Below are 17,142 nucleotides of genomic sequence, written 5' to 3'. Positions count from 1 at the left end.
CACGAGGCCGAGCCGCCCCTTGATCGGCGGCTCGGCCAGAGCCGATCCCCCGCCGCTCTGTCCGGGTCCGCCGGTATCCTCCCGGTGCAGCCGGTACGTAGATCGCTTGACCGGCGGACCCAGGCGCGGAGGGAATTCCCCGTGATGGACCGTCAGTACCGGGCGCAGGTGCGGTGTCGGGTCCTCGGCCGTGGGGTCGATGAGCAGCGGCTTCCCGTCGGGGTCGAGCGGAAAGACGGCCTTCTTGAGGTGGCTGTTGCGCAGCGAGCAGGCGAGGACGTGGTTGGTCCAGTCGAACCGTGCTACGCGCTCTGCGTCCGGCCGGGGGTGAGCGGGTCGGTGAGGCGTAGCAGGAGTGCGGCGGCGATGTAGCGCATGCGGCCGGTGGTGGTGCGGGGGTCGTAACCGAGGGTGGTGGTCAGTGCTTCGTGGCGGGCCTGGACGGTGGAGTGGTGCATGCCGAGCGTGGCTGCCGCGGAGCGGATGCTGTCGGCTTCCACAAGGGTGCGGAGGATGTCGGCGGAGCGCTGGTCGAGGGTGGCGAGGGTGCGGACGTCCTGGTGCGGGTTGTCGGGGTCGTGGGCCTGGGCGAGCAGGAGCATCGCTCCGAGGTCGGTGGCGTCGACGGTTGGGGTGGTGGGGTCGGTCAGCCGCAGGGCGATGACCGCCGCGTCCCAGGATTCGGGGGCTTGGTCGGCGCGGGTCCAGGTTCCGATGCCGGCCGGTTGCGGTGGGGTGAGGGTGCCGTGGCGGTCGAGGGTGGCCTTGAGGAGTCCGTACCGGGTGGGGACGATGCCGCTGGGGTCGCCGGTGTCGGGAGCGTCCGCGGGGGTCGCCAGGACGCGCACCCTGGTCTGCGGGTCGATCCGGTGCTTTGCGAGGGCGGCCGCGCGCTCGGCGGTGGAGCGGTGCGGGTCGACGATCGCATCGAGGCCGCTGTCGGGGTGGCGGCGCGCCTCCAGGAGGTAGACGCCCAGGGCGAGGCGCTCGGCGATCATGTCGTCGTCGGGGCGCGGTTCCCCGTCGCGCTCCAGCCACACCGTCCAGCCGCCGTCGGAGCGCGGGGAGGAACGCCGGTGGGCATCGGGGGCGTCGGGCGGGCGGGTGTCCGTCCGGGTCGCGCCGGGTCACCCGTCCCCGGATCTCGGCGCCGGCGACCGTCCCGGAGAGGAGCGCGGCGCCGCGCAGGAGGCCGTCGAGTCCGGCTCCCCGGGCGATGAGGACGTCGAAGTAGGACACGATCCGCAGGGTCTCGCCCGCCTGCGGGTCGGTCGAGTTCAACCGTCCGGCCAGCTGATGCACCACCGCGCTCCTTCTCGGCTGCCCCCCAGTTTACGGAGCCCCCGGGGAGGTGTCGCCTCAGGTTCCCAGGGTGCGCGCCACCCAGGCGTTGCGGGCGGCGGTCATGGCGTGGGCGAGGGCGGTGTGGGGTGCGGTGAGGTCGAACCCGTGAAACCCGCCGGGCCAGATGTGGAGTTCGGCCTGGACGCCCGCGTGCCAGAGCGCGGTCGCGTAGGCGACGTCTTCGTCGCGGAAGACCTCGGCGGAGCCGCAGTCGATGAAGGCGGGCGGCAGGCCGGTGAGGTCGGTGGCGCGGGCGGGTGCGGCGTAGACCGACACGTCGTCGGTTCCGCGTCGCTCGCCCAGGAGCGCGTTCCAGCCCATGAGGTTGCTGCCGCGGTCCCACACGCCGGCCCCGTCGAACTGGGCCGAGGAGACCGTGCGGTCCCGGTCGTCGAGCATCGGATAGATGAGCACCTGGCCGGCCAGGGCCGGGCCCTGCCGGTCGCGGGCCATCAGGGCGATGCCGGCGGTGATGCCGCCTCCGGCGCTCTGGCCGGCGATGAGCAGCCGGTCCGGGTCCATGCCCAGCTCCCGGGCGTGCTCGGCGGTCCAGAGCAGGCCGGCGTAGCTGTCCTCGACCGGGTAGGGGTCGGGGTGCTCGGGTGCGAGCCGGTAGTCGACGGTGACCAGGACGGCGTCGTGGTCGGCGACCCACGGGAGGACCTGCACCAGGCCGGAGAACCGGTCACCGGAGACCATGCCGCCTCCGTGCGTGTGGTAGATCCCGGGTCCGAGGCCCTGGTGGTCCTCGCGGGCGATCACCGAGACGGTGATGTCGTCCCCGAGGTGGCCGGGGACGGTGACGTCGCGCCGGGTCAGGCCGGCGGCGCGGAGCATGTCGTCGGTGACCTCCGACGGCGATGCCCGGCGCATGTGCGGGATCATCTCCGCGGTCATGGTCGGGGGGATCCGGTCGCCGAGGGCGGCCAGCACGGCCTCCAGTTCCGGGTCGAACGCGGGTCGCGGGATGTTGACGGACACGGGTGCTCCTTCCTGTGCGCCGCACGGTTCGCGGCACCCGTCAAGCCTCCGGTGCGGGTCCTGGCCTGCGGAACCGCCGAACGCGGCGGTCCCGGACGGCGCCCCCCGCCGTCCGCGCGGCCGGGCTGCGGAAGCGACGCGGTCCGGTAGGCGCGCCCCCGGGGTGGGTGCGCCTCCCGGACCTGTGAGGGAGGGCGGGTGCGGGCTCAGAAAGTCCAGGCGCCACCCGCGCCTGATCCCCCGTGCCCGAGTCGCAGGCCCGAACCTTCGCCAGACGCGTCAGGGCGCCGGCCGCACCGGCGGTCTGGCGGTCTTCGGCGAGCACCTGAGACCCCGTGCGATCCGCCTTTCCTGAAGACCGGCCGACCACTTGATGACGTGCGGACGTCGACCGCGCCCCTGGAGGAGGAGTGCGGCTCGGACTGTGGTCAGGGCGTCCCGTCCGGCGCGGCCGGGACTGCCGGGAAGAGTCGCTGGACCGCGTTGACGATGGCCGCGCGTCGGGCGGCGAGGTGCTGGGCCTGTTCGGGGGAGGTTGTGGCGGTGAGGCCGGGCTGGTCGGCCCAGGAGGTGGCGATCTGGTTGACGAAGACGAGGACGTCGAGCGGGTCCCAGGCGGGGTCGAGGTGGCCAGCCTCCTGGGCCCTGCGCAGCTGCCGGGTCTTGTGGGCGACGGTCCGACGGATCGGGTCGTCGTCGGCCGGTGTGCTGCCGGGATCGAGTTCCAGTCGGCCCCAGGCCATCAGGCGGTGCCGTTCGGGGTGGGCGGCGAAGTAGTCGTGGAGCCGGCCCGCGTAGCCGGGTAGGTCGGTGGGGTCCATCCGGGTGGCCTCGGCGACGGCGGCGAGTTCCTGGGCGGAGACGAAGCGGTAGAGGTCCTCCTTGCTGCGGAAGTAGGCGTAGACCCGCTCCTTGCTCGTCCGGGCGGCCTTGGCGATGCGGTCGATGCGGGCGCCGGCGATCCCGTGCCGGGCGAACTCGGTCGTGGCCGCGGTGACGATGCGGTCGCGGGTGGAGTCGGCGCCAGGTTGGGGATTCATGTGCCGAGCCTACCAACCAAACTGTTTGGTTTGACCCGGGGGCGGAACCGCCGTACGGTCGAACCAGACAGTTTGGTTTGCCCCTGGAGGAAGACATGCAGCAGCGGACACTCGGCAGCCAGGGCCTGACCGTCTCGGCGATCGGCTACGGCTCGATGGGCCTGACCATGGCCTACGGCCCCACCGACGAGCAGGCCGGCCTCGCCGCGATCCGGCGCGCCCACGACCTGGGCGTCACCTTCTTCGACACCGCCGAGCTCTACGGATGGGGCACCGGCTCCAACGAGATCCTGGTCGGCAAGGCGGTCAGGGACTTCCGCGACGAGGTGGTCCTGGCCACCAAGTTCGGCTTCGACCTCTCCAACCCCGCGGCCGGCTTCGGCCTCGACAGCCGGCCCGACAACATCCGCAAGGTCGCCGACAACAGCCTGCGCTACCTCGGCACCGACCACATCGACGTCCTCTACCAGCACCGTGTCGACCCCGACGTCCCCATCGAGGAGGTCGCGGGCACCGTCAAGGAGCTGATCGACGCGGGCAAGGTCAAGTACTTCGGCCTGAGCGAGGCCGGCCCCGAGACCATCCGCAGGGCGCACGCCGTCCAGCCGGTCTCCGTCCTGCAGACCGAGTACAGCCTCTTCGAGCGCGACGTCGAGCGGCTCTTCCCCGTCCTCGAAGAGCTCGGCATCGGCTTCGTCGCCTACTCCCCGCTCGGCCGCGGCTTCATCACGGGCACCGCCAAGCCCGCCGGCCAGTACGACGAGAGCGACATGCGCAACCACGACCCGCGCTGGCAGCCCGGAAACTTCGAGAAGAACGTCCAGGCCGTCACCAGGCTCGCCGAACTCGCGACGTCGAAGGGTGTGACCGTCTCCCAGCTGGCCCTGGCCTGGCTGCTCGCCCAGGGCGAGCACACCGTGCCCATCCCCGGCACCCGAAGCGCCGCGCGCATCGAGGAGAACGCGGGCGCCGCCGACATCACACTCACCCCGGCCGACCTCGCCGCCATCCGCGAGATCCTGCCCACCGGCGGCTTCGGCGCCCGCTACGCCGAGGTGCCCACCTGGATCTGATCCCGAGGCGTCAAGGGGAGCACGCGCTCCGGTTCGGTGGTGCGAGAGGCGCTGGCCTTCGCCGCCTGTTCCTGCCCGAGCCCGCTCCTTACAGAACCACCGGCGGGCTGCACGGCCCGCGAGACGAGGGGACCGCAGATTCTCCGCGACCTGTTCCCGCTCCACCTCACTGCGTCCACGGGTGCCGTCGTTGACCTGGTGGTGCGCGCCAGCGACCTCTACGTCGTCGGCTGGTACCTGCCGGTCCAGAACGTCTTCTGGGCCCTCGACGACATGCCCGCGCCTCAGTACCGGCCACATCCGTACACGGCGCGTCTCGCCGTCGGGTTCGACGGCAACCACACCACCCCGACACGGGAGAGTGTGGGCCTGGCACGCTCCGGCGTCAATCAGGCGGTGATCGACCTCGCCGACGCCACGATGAGCCCGCTCAACGTCCAGCGTGCGGCCAGGGCTCTGCTCATCCTCGTCCAGGACACCAGCGAGGCAGGCCGCCCGCTTCGCGAAGATCGAGGACCTGGTCGCCGACGACTGGACGGGCACACCCAAGCAGCACCTGTTCATCACGACACGAGAACGACTGCAGGGCCGACTTGAAGCCCTCGCCCCCGGCCGCCTTCCGGTCGGTCGGGGGCGAGGACAACCCGGCGAACAGCGGGTTCGGCGTCGGACCGACGAAGCCGCCCCCTCGGCTCGGCGCTCCTGCCGACCGGGCTCCTTGCCGTCGGGGACGCTGCTTCGACGGTTCAGCGCTGCTGGTCTGCGGCGGCCTGGGCCGCCACCGTGCGTACGTCGAACTCCTCGTCGCCGTCGTAGCGGGGCGCGTAGGTCTCGTACGCCTGCATGATCTCCTTGTAACGGGCGGCGATCCGCACCGCGTTGTAGGAGTGGCTGACCACATAGAACCGGCCGGCCCGCAGCTGCGGCATGGTGATGTCGACGAACCTGTCGGTGTCCATGCCATGTGCCATGAACTCCGGGTCCTCGATCTCGGACCGCACGAACCCCGGACAGATGAGACTGACCTCGATGAAGTCCGGCAGCTCCTCACGCAACGACTCGCTCAGCGCACCGACCGACTGCTTGCTGGCCACATACCCAGCCCCGCCGAAAGCCGCGTGGAACAGCGAGTTCTCCGAACCCACGTTGTAGATCGCTGCCGGCGTGCCCTGCTCCACGAACCGGCGGGCGAACACCTCGGCGACATGCCACACCCCGAAGAAGTTCGCCTCGAACAACTTGCGAACATCCGCCAAGGACGTCTCCAGCACCGGACTCAGCATTCCCGTCCCGGCGTTGTTGACGATGACGTCCACCCGGCCGAACCTCTCCTGCGCGAAGTCGGCCAGCCGCACGACCTGCTCCCGGTCGGTCACATCACAGACCTGAAAGGCGGCCTCGACACCGTCCGTGGTCAGCGTGTCGACCGCTTCACGCAGACGGTTCTCCCTGCGCCCGGCCAACACGATCCGAGCGCCGTCGCGACCGAACGCCCTCGCATAGGCGAACCCGATCCCCGTGGCACCGCCCGTGATGACGACGACCTTGTCCTTGTAGTCCTTCATTTCCGTGTCCTTCTGTCCTGTTGGAGTGTCACGCCGTGTCGTCACGTCGCGCCGACACTCACGCAGATCGGTCACGCCTGAATTCCGCGGACCAGAGGCGTGAGCACCGTGTTCGGCGTCGAAGCCTGGATGATTCCTTCGTCTTCGTGCGATGAGGGCCTGGTACGACGGCCCGGTGCGGGAGCAGGCCACCGTTCGGCGGCGGCCTGCTCACCGTCAGTGCGGCTGTGTGTCAGGCGCCGCCGCCGGCGGCGATGGAGACCTGCTCCCAGTCGGCCCAGGTCTGCAGGCGCTGCGCGTAGAGGCCCTTGACGAAGTCAACGGGCATGGCGCCGAACAGGATTCGCAGCGGCGGCTCTTCGGCGTCGACCACCTTCAGCAGTGCGGCGGCGGCCTTCGGGTCGCCGGACGTCGCGCCCTCGGACACCGCGGCGAGTGCGTCGCGGGCGGGCTGGTAGGCGGCGATCGGCTCGGCGTACGTGGCGGAGGAGCCGCCCCAGTCGGTGCCGAATCCGCCCGGCTCGACCAGGGTGACCTTGACGCCGAAGGGCGCGACCTCCTGGGCGAGGGACTCCGTCATGCCTTCCAGCGCCCACTTCGAGGCGTTGTAGATGCCCAGGGAGGGGAAGGCGACGATGCCGCCGAGCGAGGAGATCTGCACGATGTGCCCGCCGCCCTGGGCGCGCAGCAGGGGCAGCGCGGCCTGGGTGACGTTCAGCGCGCCGAAGAAGTTGGTGTCCATCTGCTGACGGGCCTGCTCCTCGGTGACCTCCTCGACCATGCCGAACAGGCCGTAGCCGGCGTTGTTGACCACCACGTCCAGCCGGCCGAAGCGCTCGTGCGCCGTGGTGACAGCGGCCTGAACGGCCGCGCGGTCGGTGACGTCCAGCGCGAGCGGCAGGACCGCGTCGCCGTAGGTCTCGGCGAGGCCTGTCAGGGTGTCGGTGTTACGGGCGGTCGCGGCCACCCGGTCGCCGCGGGACAGGGCCGCCTCGGTGAAGGCCCGGCCCAGGCCGCGGGACGCGCCGGTGAGGAACCAGATCTTGCTCATGTCGTTCCCTCTTGAATCTGTCGTGATCGATCGTGGGGGGATGCGTCAGATACCGCTCACCCGGATCCGACGGGGTGGACAACCGTTGCCGCCGGTTCGTCCCCGAAGGCAGGTGCCGGCCGGACTGCGGCCGGAGCTGTGTGAGAGTCGCGCTCAACGGGGACCTCAGCGGTCTCGAACCCCAGGTTGGCACCGCACTGGACGCCCTCGTGCACGCCGGGCAGGCCGAAGGCGACATTCACCCCGATGTCACGGTCACCGACTTCTCTCTGCTCCTCGGCAATGTGGCCGCCGACGGCACCCCGGAGTCCGCCGCCCGCTGGCTCACCCTCGTCCTGCCCGGCCTCACCACGCAGGGCCGCCCGGTGGACTGACGCGGGCCGTCCGGGTGGTCCGCCGCCGGCGCACGGGGTATCCGTACGCCTGGACCTGCCGTCGGCCCGGTTCTTCCTCCGGGACCGCCGCACGGGTCCGGCCCCCGCTGTGCCGGTGAGCCCTGACCTGCGGTCGTCGTCCGTCTCCCGGAGGTGCGGGCTGCTCGTTCCGGTGTGCTCGTGGTTCAGACCGTCTTGTTCATGCCGCCGTCGATGACGTGGTTGACGCCGGTGATGTTGCCGGCCGCGTCGGAGAGGAGGAAGGCGATCAGGGCCGCGACCTCCTCGGGCTCGGTGATGCGGCCGGTCGTGACGTTCTGGTCCCTGACCAGCTGCTGGGTGAATTCGGCGAGGGTCAGACCGGAGGCAGCGGCCCATCGAGCGGCCTGGCCGTCGGGGTCCTGGAAGGCGGTGGTGTTGACCATGCCGGGGGAGACGGTGTTCACGCGGACGCCCCGGGGTCCGAACTCCTCGGCCAGGGACTTGCCGAGCGTGGTGACCGCGGCCTTGACCGCACCGATGACGGGGAAAGCGTCGGGCATCGTCGCGCTGATGGAGGAGACGTTGACGATCGCTCCGCGGCGCTCGATCAGGCTGGGCAGGGCCGCACGGGTGGCACGGACGGTGCTGAGCACGTTGATCTCGAAGGCGCGGGTCCACACGGTGTCGTCGGCGTCGAGGAAGCCGACGGACGAGCCGTTTCCGCCGCCGACGTTGTTGACGAGCAGGTCGATGCCGCCCAGTTCGGTGAGCGCGGTGTCGAAGAGGGTGGCGACGCCTTCGGCGCTGCTCAGGTCGGCCGCCACCGCGATGGCGCCGGTGGCCTCCAGCTCGGGGGTGATGGTGCGGGCGGCGCCCACGACACGGACGCCTTCCGCGATCAGGGTCCGGACGGTGGCCAGTCCGATACCGCGACTGGCACCGGTGACGACCGCCGTCTTGTCGGTCAGGTTGAGGTTCATGACGTTCCGATCGTTGAACGAGAGGTACAGCTGTGGATGGGGGCCGATGCCCCGGGCCGGGCTCACGCCTCGACCGGCCAGAGCGTCGGCCCGGCACCGGCATGGATGCGGCCGATCCCGAACGATGCGGTGCGAGCGCTGCTCACCGTGGCTTACTGGGGCTCCGGAGGCGTGAACTTGCCCGCGGCCATCGCCCCGTCGACGGTGACCTCCGCGCCGCTGATGTAGGCCGAGGCATCCGAGGCGAGGAAGGCGACCAGTTCGGCGACCTCGTCGGGCGTACCCGTTCGCTGCAACGGCAGGGTGGGGAAGCTGCCGGGGCCGGTGGTGAGGTAGGGCACCATCGGGGTGGCGATCGGGCCGGGATGGACCGAGTTGACGCGAATTCCCCTGGGGCCCAGTTCGAGTGCGGCGATCCTGCTCAGACCGCGCAGGCCCCACTTGGAGGAGCCGTAGGCGGAGTGGCCCATGAGCCCCTCAAGTCCGGCCAGTGAAGAGATGTTCACGATCGACCCGCCCGCCTGCGACATCGGCCCGACCACGGACCGGATCCCTCGGAACGCGCCCACCAGATTGACCTGCAGAATCCTTTCCAGCTCTTCCGGCGTGGTCTCGGTGAGGGGCTTCACCGCATAGATCGCGGCGTTGTTCACCAGCACGTTCAGCGTTCCGAACGCGGAAACCGCCGCCGCGACAGCGGCGTTCCAGTCATCGGTCGAGGTGACGTCGTGCCGCACGAAGCGGGCCGCGGCCCCGAGGTCGTCGGCCACCTGCCTGCCTTCGTCCTCCAGCACATCGGTGAGGACGACGCGTGCGCCGCGTTCGACGAACAGGCGGGCTTCCGCCGCGCCCTGTCCGCGGGCCGCGCCGGTGATCAGCGCTACTTTGCCCGTGAGGTCGGCCATGCGATTTCTCCGTTCTGGGAACACGCCGGGATCCTGCGCCGCGCCGGCTTGCCCGGCTCCGGAGCGCCCTGGTGAGCGGGATCGTGCGTGGGTTCGGTTGTCGTGTTCGGTTGTTCCGGCCATGCGGGACGGCCTTCGGGCGACTCGGGACCTGTCGGCGGCCGGGGTCCGGACCGTCACTGCGTACGTCAGGACTGAAGGTTCCAGGAGACGCCGGTGAGGTCTTCGGAGGCGGTCCACAGGCGCCGGGCGGCGGCGGGGTCGCTGGCCGCCCGGGAGCGGCCGACCAGGGTGGGGGCGCCGCGCATCTCGCCCCGGCCGTCGGGACCGACGAAGCTGCCTCCGGGCAGGTCCTGGACCGCGGCGTACAGGGTGGGCAGCGCACCGGCCTCGCTGTCCTGGGCGATCAGCCGGTTGCCCAGGCGCATGAGGAGGCCGCGCAGAGCGCTGGCGTCGTTGCTCTGGAGGTTGGTGGCGGCCCAGCCGGGGTGCGCGGCCAGGGCGCGCACGCCCGAGCCCGCCGCGGTCAGCCGCCGCTGGAGTTCGAGGATGAACAGCAGGTTGGCGAGCTTGGACTGGCTGTAGGCGGTCACCGCCTGGTACTCGCCGGTCAGGTTGAGGTTCTCGAAGTGGATGCGCGGCGAGCCGGGGGTCCGGTGACCGGTCGAGGACAGCGACACCACGCGGTCGGTGAGGTGCGGCAGCAGGAGGTTGGTCAGGGCGAAGTGCCCCAGGTGGTTGGTGCCGAACTGCATCTCGAAGCCGTCCTTGGTGCGGCCCTCGGGGACGTTCATCACGCCGGCGTTGTTGATGAGCAGGTCCAGCGGCCCGTCCCAGCCGTCGGCGAAGCGGTGGACGGAGGAGAGGTCGGCCAGGTCGAGGGGCCGCACCTCCGTGCTTCCCCGCACGCTCTCGGCGGCGGCCTGCCCGCGCTTCGGGTCGCGGACGGCGAGGACGACGTGGGCGCCGGCGCCGGCCAGGGCGCGGACGGTGGCCAGCCCGATCCCGCTGTTGGCGCCGGTGACGACGGCGACGCGGCCGCTCTGGTCGGGGATGTCGGCAGCGGTCCAGGTGGTGCTGTTCGTGCTGTGGGTGTTCTGTGCCATGACTCCAATGTAGCCAGTGGCCACAATGTGGTCAATGGCAACAATGTTGACGATGGCCACTCCCCGGATAAGGTGGCACCGTGACGAACCGGCCCTACCACCACGGAGACCTCCCCGCCGCCCTGCTCGCCCAGGCCGAACAGACGCTGCGCGACAAGGGCGCGGACCAGCTGTCCCTGCGCGAGCTGACCCGCGCCATCGGCGTCAGCCCCGCCGCGCGCAGCCGGCACTTCAAGACCAAGCAGGACCTGCTGGACGCCCTCGCGCAGTCCGGCTTCGAACGGCTCGCCGACGCCGTCGCCGCCTCTCAGGACGGGGCCGAGTCAGCCTTCGCCCAGCGCCTCGACGCCGCGGCGCGCGCCTACGTCCGCTTCGCGGTGGACAACGCCGCACTGCTGGAGCTGATGTTCTCGGCCAAGCACAGCCCGCAGGCCTCCCCGGATCTGGCCGCCGCCGGCCGCCGCTGGTGGGACCTCTTCCTGGAACTGATCGACGCCGGCCAGCGCAGCGGCGAGGTGCAGCAGGGACCACCGGAACGGATCGGCCTTCCGGTCTTCGCGGCCCTGCACGGCTACGTCAACCTGGTGATCAGCGGGATGCTGCCGCACGACCTGACCGAACACGGACTCGACGACCTGATGGCCTCCGTCCTCCGCGGCTGCGCACCGCAGCAGAGTCCACCGCCGAGCCCGGCGCCGCCGCCGGGAGCCTGACCGCGCCGAAGCGGGACGGATGCCGGCGGCGCGCGGCACCCGTCATCGGGCCGTCGGTCTCGACACCCTCCGCACGGCCCTCGCCGGCTGGCGCCGCCGCCCAGCAACCGCACCGGAACCTCCCCGGTTCGACCTTCACTCCGCGCGGGCGCGGTGAAGGCCGGCGCCGAGCGGGCCACCGCCGGTGCGGCGAAGGCAACGCCCCATGGGGGCGCATCGACCAGGTCGAGGACAGATCCATCCGCGCCTGCTACGGCGTGGAGTCGGCCGACGGGAGCGTGCGAGGCATCTCCGACCCGTTCCGGCCGGGCCCACCCGGCCGAAGCCCGGCGGCGTCCTCCGGCGCGACTGACCGTGGAGGGCGCCACGGCGCGCCCTGTCGCGCGGACCCTGGTGCACGCGGCAGCGTAGGGCACGGTGCGAACCGGCGCATGTGACCGCCGGCGACGTCGCCCGACCGGGGGCGGCACCTGAGGCGGCACCCCGTGCGGTGACCACCGGGTGACCCGAGATGCCTTGGAGGCGGATGTGACCGTGAACCGGCTCGGCCTGGTCGTCCACACCGGGCGCCCTGCGGCTGTGGAGGCCGCCGCCGTGGTCCGGAGGTGGTGCGAGGCGCACGACGTGCGATGCACGGAGATCGACGTGTGGCGCGACGGCGGGAGGCGCAGCGCCCGTGCGGAGGACGAGGCCGCGGGCCATCCCGATCTCATCGTCACCCTGGGCGGGGACGGCACCTTTCTGCGCGGCGCCCGGCTGGCCGCCCGGAACGACGCCTTGGTGCTGGGCATCGACCTGGGCCGGGTGGGGTTCTTGACGGAGGTACCGGCTTCCGCGGTGCGTTCGGCCTTGGACGCGGTACACGCGGGGCGACTGAGGATCGACAGTCGCATGCTGCTCGCCGTGCGGGCCTCTCGTCCTCTGGAGGTCCCGGCGGGCATGGAGCCGTGGATGCGGTACGGCCGTGGGCCGCTGCTGCCGCCGCCCCAGGTGCGTACCGACTACGGGGTCGACGACGAGTGGGGCATTCCTCTGGACGTCACCGCGCTCAACGACGTCGTGCTGGAGAAGCTGGCCAGGGACCGGCAGGTATCGGTGGGGGTCTATGTCTCCGGCAGGCTGCTGGCGTCCTACTCGGCCGACGCGCTGCTGGTGGCCACGCCCACCGGTTCGACGGCCTACAGCTTCGCGGCCGGCGGACCCGTCGTCTCGCCTCGGGCGGAGGCCCTGGTCTTCACGCCGGTGGCCCCGCACATGGCGTTCAACCGCTCGGTCGTCACAGCCCCGAACGAACCCATCGGGCTGAAGGTGCTGAAACGCTCGGGGCAGGCCGTGGTCAGCATCGACGGCCAGGCGCGGGGGGTGATCGATCCGGGAGACTGGATCGGGGTGTACGCCGCCGCACGCCGGCTGCGGGCCGTGCGGCTGGGGCCGATGGACTTCTACAGCCGACTGCGCGAGCGGATGAACCTCACCGACGCCCCCGCCGCGGTGGCCGAGGGATCGCCCGCTCCGCTGTGGTCGACGACCACGCCGCCGCCCGAGGACCTCGCCCATCTGGCCCTGCTGACGGACCCGGACGACCCCTCACCCCTTCGATGAACCCGCGGCGAGCACGGGTCGGGACGGGGGCGGTTCGGCGCAAGGGCCGATGTTCCTCGCCCCGCTGCAGACCTGTTCCACCGCATCGACCGATCGTGACTCGGGTACACCGCCCCTTGACGCGCTGGAGGCGCCGTGCGCGGATCCGGCGTCAGGGCTGCGGCGGCCGGAGAGCGGCTGCGTTGTTGATGTCGGCCGTGGTCAGGACCCGGCCGGGCGGCCTGGTGCGTGCGGTGTGGACCATCGCCTGTCCCAGTTGCGCGCTGCTGGTGACGTGGCGTGGGGCGAGGCGGCGCAGCAGGGGATTGAGCGGGGCGAGGGCCCGGTAGAACAGCGTGTACCAGGCGGTCTTGGAGGTGGTGCCAGGCAGGGGGGTGATGTAGCCGGGGCGGAACATGTAGGAGCGGGGGCTGAGTTGGAGGAGGGCGGTCTCGGTCTCGCCCTTGACGCGGGCCCACATCATGCGGGACTTGCCGGTGGGGTCGGTGCCGGCACCGGAGACGTAGCAGAAGGCGAGGTCGGGGCTCGCGGCGTGCAGGGCACGGGCGGCGGCTAGCGGGTAGTCGTGGGTCACGGTCCGGTACTCGGCCTCGGTCCGGCCGGCTGCCGTGACGCCCAGGCAGTAGAAACAGGCGTCGTATCCGGCCAGTCGGTCCTGGACGGCGGTGAGGTCGGTGAAGTCGCCGTGATGGATCTCGTGGAGCTTGGGGTGGGTGCGGCCGGTGGGGGTGCGGCCTATGACGAGGACGTCGGTGACGTCGTCGTCGCGCAGGCAGGTGTCCAGGACGCCCTGGCCGACCATGCCGGTGGCGCCGAAGATGATGGTGCGCACGGTGTTCCTGTTCTGTCGCTGGTACCGGTCGCCCGGGTGGGTACGTGCGAGTCCGCCGGTTCGGGTGCCGATCCGCGGCTTGGGTTCCGGGCGGAGGCGGAGCGCTTCCGCTCCGTCGGGTGATCGCTGTCAGGTGGTCGGGACCGGGCGGCCCCGGGCGGTGAGGCCGGGCAGGACGAGGGTGAGCCAGCGGTCGGCGGCCTCGGGGGTGCGGCGGGCGGGGGCGCCGTCGAGGAGCAGGTGGAAGTCGTCGAGGGTGACATCGGGGTGAATGTCGCCTTCGGCCTGCCCGGTACGGATGAGGGTGTTCAGTGCGGCGGTGACGCGCTGGAGCGGGGTGTCGGGGTCGGTGTCGGCGCCGATGGCACGTGCGGCGTTCTTGACGGCCATGTCGTTGGCCGCGGTGTCCACGAAGTGCCGCAGGAACGCGGCGATCTCCTCCAGCGCACGGGATCCGGCGTCGAGCCGGGCGACGGCGGCCTCCAGCCCGTCCGCGACGCTGTCGACCCAGTCGGCGAGGACGGCCTCGATGAGGTCCGTCTTCGCCGGGAAGTGCCGGTAGAGGGTGCCGACAGCCACCCCCGCCGCGGCGGCGATCTCGTCCATACCGATGTCGGGCCCATGGGCGGCGATCTGCTCCCGGGCCGCGTCGAGGATCTTCTTCCGGTTGCGGGCGGCGTCCGCGCGCAGGGGTCGGGCCGAGGTCAAGGGTGCTCCGGTGCCGGTCGGGTGACGCCTACAAAAATATGAACTCTCATTCACCATAGATGATGAGCGTGGGTTCATCTTAATTTGCCGCGGCGAGTCGAGCCCCACGGCAATTGATGGAGGGGGCCCGCGGCGCCGCCCCCGTCGTCCCGGCGGGCCGGGGCGGCGTCGCGGGGCGCGCCTCAGTAGGTGATGACGGCGCGGAAGCGGACGTTGCCTTCGGTGACCTTGGTGACGGCGTCGACGATCCGCTCCTTGGGGAAGGTCTCGATCATGGGGGTGACCTTGCCGGATGCGGCGAGGTCGAGGGCTTCGGTGAGGTAGTTGAGGCCGTTGTGGGTGGCGCCGATGAACTTCTGGCGCTGGGCGAAGAACGGCTGGGGGTTGGTGGGGATGGTGAACTCGCCGAAGGGGTCGAGGCCGAGCAGGACCGCCCGCCCGTTGTGCCGCAGGCCCTGGATCGCGGCCTTTCCGGCGTCGTAGGAGTTGGAGCACAGCAGCAGGACGTCCGCGCCGCCGGCGGCCTGGAGTTCGGCGCCGTCGGCGACGACCTGGTCCGCGCCGAGCCGGCGGGCGAGGTCGTGCTTGTCCGGGGAGTGGGTGATCGCGATGGTCTCATGGCCGGCCGCCTTGGCGAACTGGACCGCGAGGTGGCCCAGGCCGCCGATGCCGAGCACGGCGATCCTCTCGTGGGGCTGGGGTTCGGCGGCGCGCAGACCGCTCCAGGTGGTGTACCCGGCGCAGAAGATCGGGGCGGCCTGCTCGTAGGAGAGGCCGTCCGGGATCAGGACGGTGCCGGTGGCGGTGACCGCGATGTACTCGGCGTGCCCGCCCTGGACGGTGAAGCCCGTCAGCCGGGCGTTCGGGCAGTTGACGGCGGCCTGTCCGGACAGCGGGAGGTTCTCCCGGCAGTACGCGCAGCGCCCGCAGGTGGACTGCACCCAGGTGGTCCCGACCCGGTCGCCGACCTGGCGGGTGTGGACGCCTTCGCCGACCTCCACGACCTCGCCGACGACTTCGTGGCCGGGGATGCTGGGGAACACGTCGCCGGCGGCGCCGCGGGTGGTCCAGATGTCGGTGAAGCAGATGCCGGTGGCGTGGACCTTGATCAGGACCTGGCCGGGTTCGGCCTTCGGGGTGGGGACGTCGCGCAGTTCCCAGGTGGCGTTGAGCGCGGGGATGACGGCGGCTTTCATGACTGGTCCTCTCGGTGGAGCGCGACCCCAAAAGGGGGTAACTAACTGGTTATGGACAACGTACGCCCGCTCACGCCGACCGTCAATAACCGGTTAGTTACCGTGTCGGGTATGGTGATGCCATGCCACCGGACTCCGCCCCCACCAAGGCCCGCCTGCTCCGGGCCGCCTTCGAGGAATTCACCCAGTACGGGCTCGCGGGCGCCCGCGTCGACCGCATAGCCGAGAAGGCCGCCAGCAACAAGCGGCTGATCTACGTCTACTACGGCAACAAGGAACAGCTCTTCGACGCGGTCCTCGCCGAGCACCTGGGCGTCCTCGCCGACGCGGTCCCCTTCACCCCCGACGACCTGGCCGGCTACGCCGGCGCCATGTTCGACCACCTCGTGCGCGAGCCCCAGATCCTGCGCCTGGCCGCCTGGCACCAGCTGGAGCGGCCCGACACCACCCCCGTCGAGGCCGACGCCTACCGCCTCAAGGTCGAAGCCGTCGCCGACGCGCAACGGCGGGGCACCGTCGCCGCGGACATCGCCGCCGTCGACCTGCTGGCCCTGGTCCTCGGCCAGGTCACCGCGTGGTTCGCGGCCTCGCCCGCCCTGCGCGCCGCCGCGCCCGACGAGGCCTTCTCCCCCGCGCGCCTCGAACGCCACCGCGCCGCCCTGACCGCGGCCGTCCGAACGCTCACCCTCCCCGACCACGACCCCGGCACCGAACCGTCGCGGTGACCCCTGCCCGGCCGGGCCCGACAGCGAGAACGACCCGGGCCAAGACCATCGCGGCGACTCCACCGATCCGGCCAAGGGCCTGACCGCAGGGGAGAGCCGAAGCCGGTGGCGTACGAGCCCTCGCCGACACCGAGCACCGTCCCGAGCCAGTCCCTGGCAACGCAGTTCTTCGCCCACTCGCCGCCACCATGGCTGCGGCGGCCTTCGGCGCCGGCGTGGTCACGCTCGTGGGCCACGCGCCGGCCACCGGACACCTGCCCCGGCGAGCCGGCTGACGGCCGTGTCAGCGGCCGCCATCCTGGTCACCAGCGTGATCCTCGTACGCAAACGCTCGGTTCCGACGGAGAGCCCTGCGCGATCACCTGGGCCCACCGTTCTCGTTACGCGGAGCCGAGGAGCGCCTCGACCGCGGTTCGAACGGCCTCGCGCCGCGACCTCTCGTCACCCCCGATGGCCTTCGTGATCTCCCGGGGCTGGGTCGCCCACATCCGGGCGATCGTCTGCACCGCCAGGACCAGTTCACCGGCACCGAGGCGGCTGGAGATAGTTCCTGCGTCCAAAGCCGCGGCGACCAGCTCGACCTTCTCCCGCGAGGCCCGTTCGAACGACTCACGCAGGTTCGCGCCCCCGCCGTCCCGGAGCTGGTGCCAGGCGATGAAGCGATCGATCTCCGGCGAGGCGATTCCGAGGTCGTAGAGGCGCACGGCGTATCCAGGAAGGTCCTCGGGCGTGATCGGCATGGACTCGGCCGTGCGCTCGGCGATGTCGTCGAGCACGGCATCGAAGAGCCCTTCCTTGCTGCCGAAGTAGGTGTAGACAAGGCCGGTGCTGCATCCCGCCCGCGCGGCGATGTCCTCGGTACGCGTGCTGACGATGCCCTTGGCGGCGAACTCCACCAGGGCAGCGTCGAGCAGGCTGCGCTTCTTGCTCTCGGGATCACGGACGACGGCCATACGTAAATCTTG

The 17,142-nt window shown here is 71.4% G+C and carries 18 protein-coding genes; 6 read left to right on the top strand and 12 right to left on the bottom strand.

The genetic code is table 11. The features are described 5' to 3' along the window. Nucleotides 1-302 precede the first annotated feature (302 nt). The 3 genes from ACF1AK_RS18900 to ACF1AK_RS18890 all read right to left on the bottom strand — a co-directional run bounded on the left by ACF1AK_RS18900 (nt 303) and on the right by ACF1AK_RS18890 (nt 3,365). Complete coding sequence (locus ACF1AK_RS18900) at nt 303-1,040, bottom strand: hypothetical protein (RefSeq protein WP_391499911.1); 738 nt, start codon at nt 1,038-1,040, stop codon at nt 303-305. A 319-nt stretch (nt 1,041-1,359) separates the two neighbouring features. Beyond that, entirely contained in the window at nt 1,360-2,325 is a 966-nt protein-coding gene (locus ACF1AK_RS18895; protein ID WP_391499910.1) for an alpha/beta hydrolase, read from the bottom strand. A gap of 428 nt (nt 2,326-2,753) precedes the next feature. After that, nucleotides 2,754-3,365, bottom strand: a complete 612-nt coding sequence (locus ACF1AK_RS18890) for a TetR family transcriptional regulator (RefSeq protein ID WP_391499909.1) — start codon at nt 3,363-3,365, stop codon at nt 2,754-2,756. Between the two features lie 95 nt (nt 3,366-3,460). Here ACF1AK_RS18890 and ACF1AK_RS18885 point away from each other — a divergent pair, with 95 nt between their 5' ends. Together ACF1AK_RS18885 and ACF1AK_RS18880 are read left to right on the top strand one after the other, a co-directional pair. After that, entirely contained in the window at nt 3,461-4,438 is a 978-nt protein-coding gene (locus ACF1AK_RS18885) for an aldo/keto reductase (RefSeq protein WP_391499908.1), read from the top strand. Between the two features lie 39 nt (nt 4,439-4,477). Further along, nucleotides 4,478-5,035 (top strand): ribosome-inactivating family protein, encoded by a 558-nt coding sequence (locus ACF1AK_RS18880; protein WP_391499907.1) that lies wholly within the window; start codon nt 4,478-4,480, stop codon nt 5,033-5,035. Nucleotides 5,036-5,184: 149 nt separating this feature from the next. On the opposite strand, the gene ACF1AK_RS18875 is transcribed toward ACF1AK_RS18880, so the two are convergent. Both ACF1AK_RS18875 and ACF1AK_RS18870 read right to left on the bottom strand, forming a co-directional pair. Next, nucleotides 5,185-6,003 carry an SDR family NAD(P)-dependent oxidoreductase gene (locus tag ACF1AK_RS18875; RefSeq protein ID WP_391499906.1) on the bottom strand — a complete coding sequence of 273 codons (819 nt, stop codon included), beginning with the start codon at nt 6,001-6,003 and terminating at the stop codon, nt 5,185-5,187. Nucleotides 6,004-6,235: 232 nt separating this feature from the next. Beyond that, on the bottom strand, nt 6,236-7,054 hold the full coding sequence (locus tag ACF1AK_RS18870; protein WP_391499905.1) for an SDR family oxidoreductase: 819 nt from the start codon (nt 7,052-7,054) through the stop codon (nt 6,236-6,238). Nucleotides 7,055-7,194: 140 nt separating this feature from the next. Between ACF1AK_RS18870 and ACF1AK_RS18865 the strand changes: the two genes are divergently transcribed. Next, nucleotides 7,195-7,428, top strand: a complete 234-nt coding sequence (locus ACF1AK_RS18865; protein ID WP_391499904.1) for a hypothetical protein — start codon at nt 7,195-7,197, stop codon at nt 7,426-7,428. Nucleotides 7,429-7,613: 185 nt separating this feature from the next. Here the strand turns inward: ACF1AK_RS18865 and ACF1AK_RS18860 are convergent, their stop codons facing one another. From ACF1AK_RS18860 to ACF1AK_RS18850, 3 genes are all read right to left on the bottom strand, one after another. After that, on the bottom strand, nt 7,614-8,390 hold the full coding sequence (locus tag ACF1AK_RS18860; protein ID WP_391499903.1) for an SDR family oxidoreductase: 777 nt from the start codon (nt 8,388-8,390) through the stop codon (nt 7,614-7,616). 152 nt (nt 8,391-8,542) lie between these two features. Continuing rightward, nucleotides 8,543-9,295: a glucose 1-dehydrogenase gene (locus ACF1AK_RS18855; protein ID WP_391499902.1), complete on the bottom strand. Its 753-nt coding sequence runs from the start codon at nt 9,293-9,295 to the stop codon at nt 8,543-8,545. A gap of 188 nt (nt 9,296-9,483) precedes the next feature. Next, nucleotides 9,484-10,401, bottom strand: coding sequence for an oxidoreductase (locus ACF1AK_RS18850; RefSeq protein WP_391499901.1), 918 nt, complete (start codon nt 10,399-10,401; stop codon nt 9,484-9,486). Between the two features lie 80 nt (nt 10,402-10,481). On the opposite strand from ACF1AK_RS18850, the gene ACF1AK_RS18845 reads away from it, so the two are divergent. Both ACF1AK_RS18845 and ACF1AK_RS18840 read left to right on the top strand, forming a co-directional pair. Next, nucleotides 10,482-11,114, top strand: coding sequence for a TetR/AcrR family transcriptional regulator (locus ACF1AK_RS18845; RefSeq protein ID WP_391499900.1), 633 nt, complete (start codon nt 10,482-10,484; stop codon nt 11,112-11,114). A 528-nt stretch (nt 11,115-11,642) separates the two neighbouring features. Continuing rightward, nucleotides 11,643-12,716, top strand: coding sequence for an NAD(+)/NADH kinase (locus tag ACF1AK_RS18840; RefSeq protein WP_391499899.1), 1,074 nt, complete (start codon nt 11,643-11,645; stop codon nt 12,714-12,716). A gap of 151 nt (nt 12,717-12,867) precedes the next feature. Here ACF1AK_RS18840 and ACF1AK_RS18835 read toward each other — a convergent pair whose 3' ends face one another. From ACF1AK_RS18835 to ACF1AK_RS18825, 3 genes are all read right to left on the bottom strand, one after another. Continuing rightward, on the bottom strand, nt 12,868-13,548 hold the full coding sequence (locus tag ACF1AK_RS18835) for an NAD-dependent epimerase/dehydratase family protein (protein ID WP_391499898.1): 681 nt from the start codon (nt 13,546-13,548) through the stop codon (nt 12,868-12,870). A gap of 129 nt (nt 13,549-13,677) precedes the next feature. Further along, a complete protein-coding gene (locus ACF1AK_RS18830) occupies nt 13,678-14,256 on the bottom strand; it encodes a TetR/AcrR family transcriptional regulator (protein ID WP_391499897.1) in 579 nt (192 codons plus the stop codon). A gap of 182 nt (nt 14,257-14,438) precedes the next feature. Next, a complete protein-coding gene (locus tag ACF1AK_RS18825) occupies nt 14,439-15,452 on the bottom strand; it encodes an alcohol dehydrogenase catalytic domain-containing protein (RefSeq protein ID WP_391499896.1) in 1,014 nt (337 codons plus the stop codon). A 122-nt stretch (nt 15,453-15,574) separates the two neighbouring features. Between ACF1AK_RS18825 and ACF1AK_RS18820 the strand changes: the two genes are divergently transcribed. Beyond that, nucleotides 15,575-16,177, top strand: coding sequence for a TetR family transcriptional regulator (locus ACF1AK_RS18820; RefSeq protein WP_391499895.1), 603 nt, complete (start codon nt 15,575-15,577; stop codon nt 16,175-16,177). 380 nt (nt 16,178-16,557) lie between these two features. Here ACF1AK_RS18820 and ACF1AK_RS18815 read toward each other — a convergent pair whose 3' ends face one another. Then, nucleotides 16,558-17,130: a TetR family transcriptional regulator gene (locus tag ACF1AK_RS18815; protein ID WP_391499894.1), complete on the bottom strand. Its 573-nt coding sequence runs from the start codon at nt 17,128-17,130 to the stop codon at nt 16,558-16,560. Nucleotides 17,131-17,142: the final 12 nt, after the last annotated feature.

Origin of the sequence: Kitasatospora sp. NPDC015120, assembly GCF_043080305.1 — a bacterium.
GTDB lineage: Bacteria > Actinomycetota > Actinomycetes > Streptomycetales > Streptomycetaceae > Kitasatospora.
Note: the sequence above shows the minus strand (reverse complement) of the source record. Positions and strands in the feature narration are given on the sequence as shown.

What these genes read in the sequence shown, in the direction of transcription:
- ACF1AK_RS18890 (WP_391499909.1), bottom strand. Translation starts at nt 3,365, where the DNA reads ATGAATCCCCAACCTGGCGCCGACTCCACCCGCGACCGCATCGTCACC.
- ACF1AK_RS18815 (WP_391499894.1), bottom strand. Translation starts at nt 17,130, where the DNA reads ATGGCCGTCGTCCGTGATCCCGAGAGCAAGAAGCGCAGCCTGCTCGAC.
- ACF1AK_RS18870 (WP_391499905.1), bottom strand. Translation starts at nt 7,054, where the DNA reads ATGAGCAAGATCTGGTTCCTCACCGGCGCGTCCCGCGGCCTGGGCCGG.
- ACF1AK_RS18850 (WP_391499901.1), bottom strand. Translation starts at nt 10,401, where the DNA reads ATGGCACAGAACACCCACAGCACGAACAGCACCACCTGGACCGCTGCC.
- ACF1AK_RS18860 (WP_391499903.1), bottom strand. Translation starts at nt 8,390, where the DNA reads ATGAACCTCAACCTGACCGACAAGACGGCGGTCGTCACCGGTGCCAGT.
- ACF1AK_RS18875 (WP_391499906.1), bottom strand. Translation starts at nt 6,003, where the DNA reads ATGAAGGACTACAAGGACAAGGTCGTCGTCATCACGGGCGGTGCCACG.
- ACF1AK_RS18855 (WP_391499902.1), bottom strand. Translation starts at nt 9,295, where the DNA reads ATGGCCGACCTCACGGGCAAAGTAGCGCTGATCACCGGCGCGGCCCGC.
- ACF1AK_RS18820 (WP_391499895.1), top strand. Translation starts at nt 15,575, where the DNA reads ATGCCACCGGACTCCGCCCCCACCAAGGCCCGCCTGCTCCGGGCCGCC.
- ACF1AK_RS18885 (WP_391499908.1), top strand. Translation starts at nt 3,461, where the DNA reads ATGCAGCAGCGGACACTCGGCAGCCAGGGCCTGACCGTCTCGGCGATC.
- ACF1AK_RS18825 (WP_391499896.1), bottom strand. Translation starts at nt 15,452, where the DNA reads ATGAAAGCCGCCGTCATCCCCGCGCTCAACGCCACCTGGGAACTGCGC.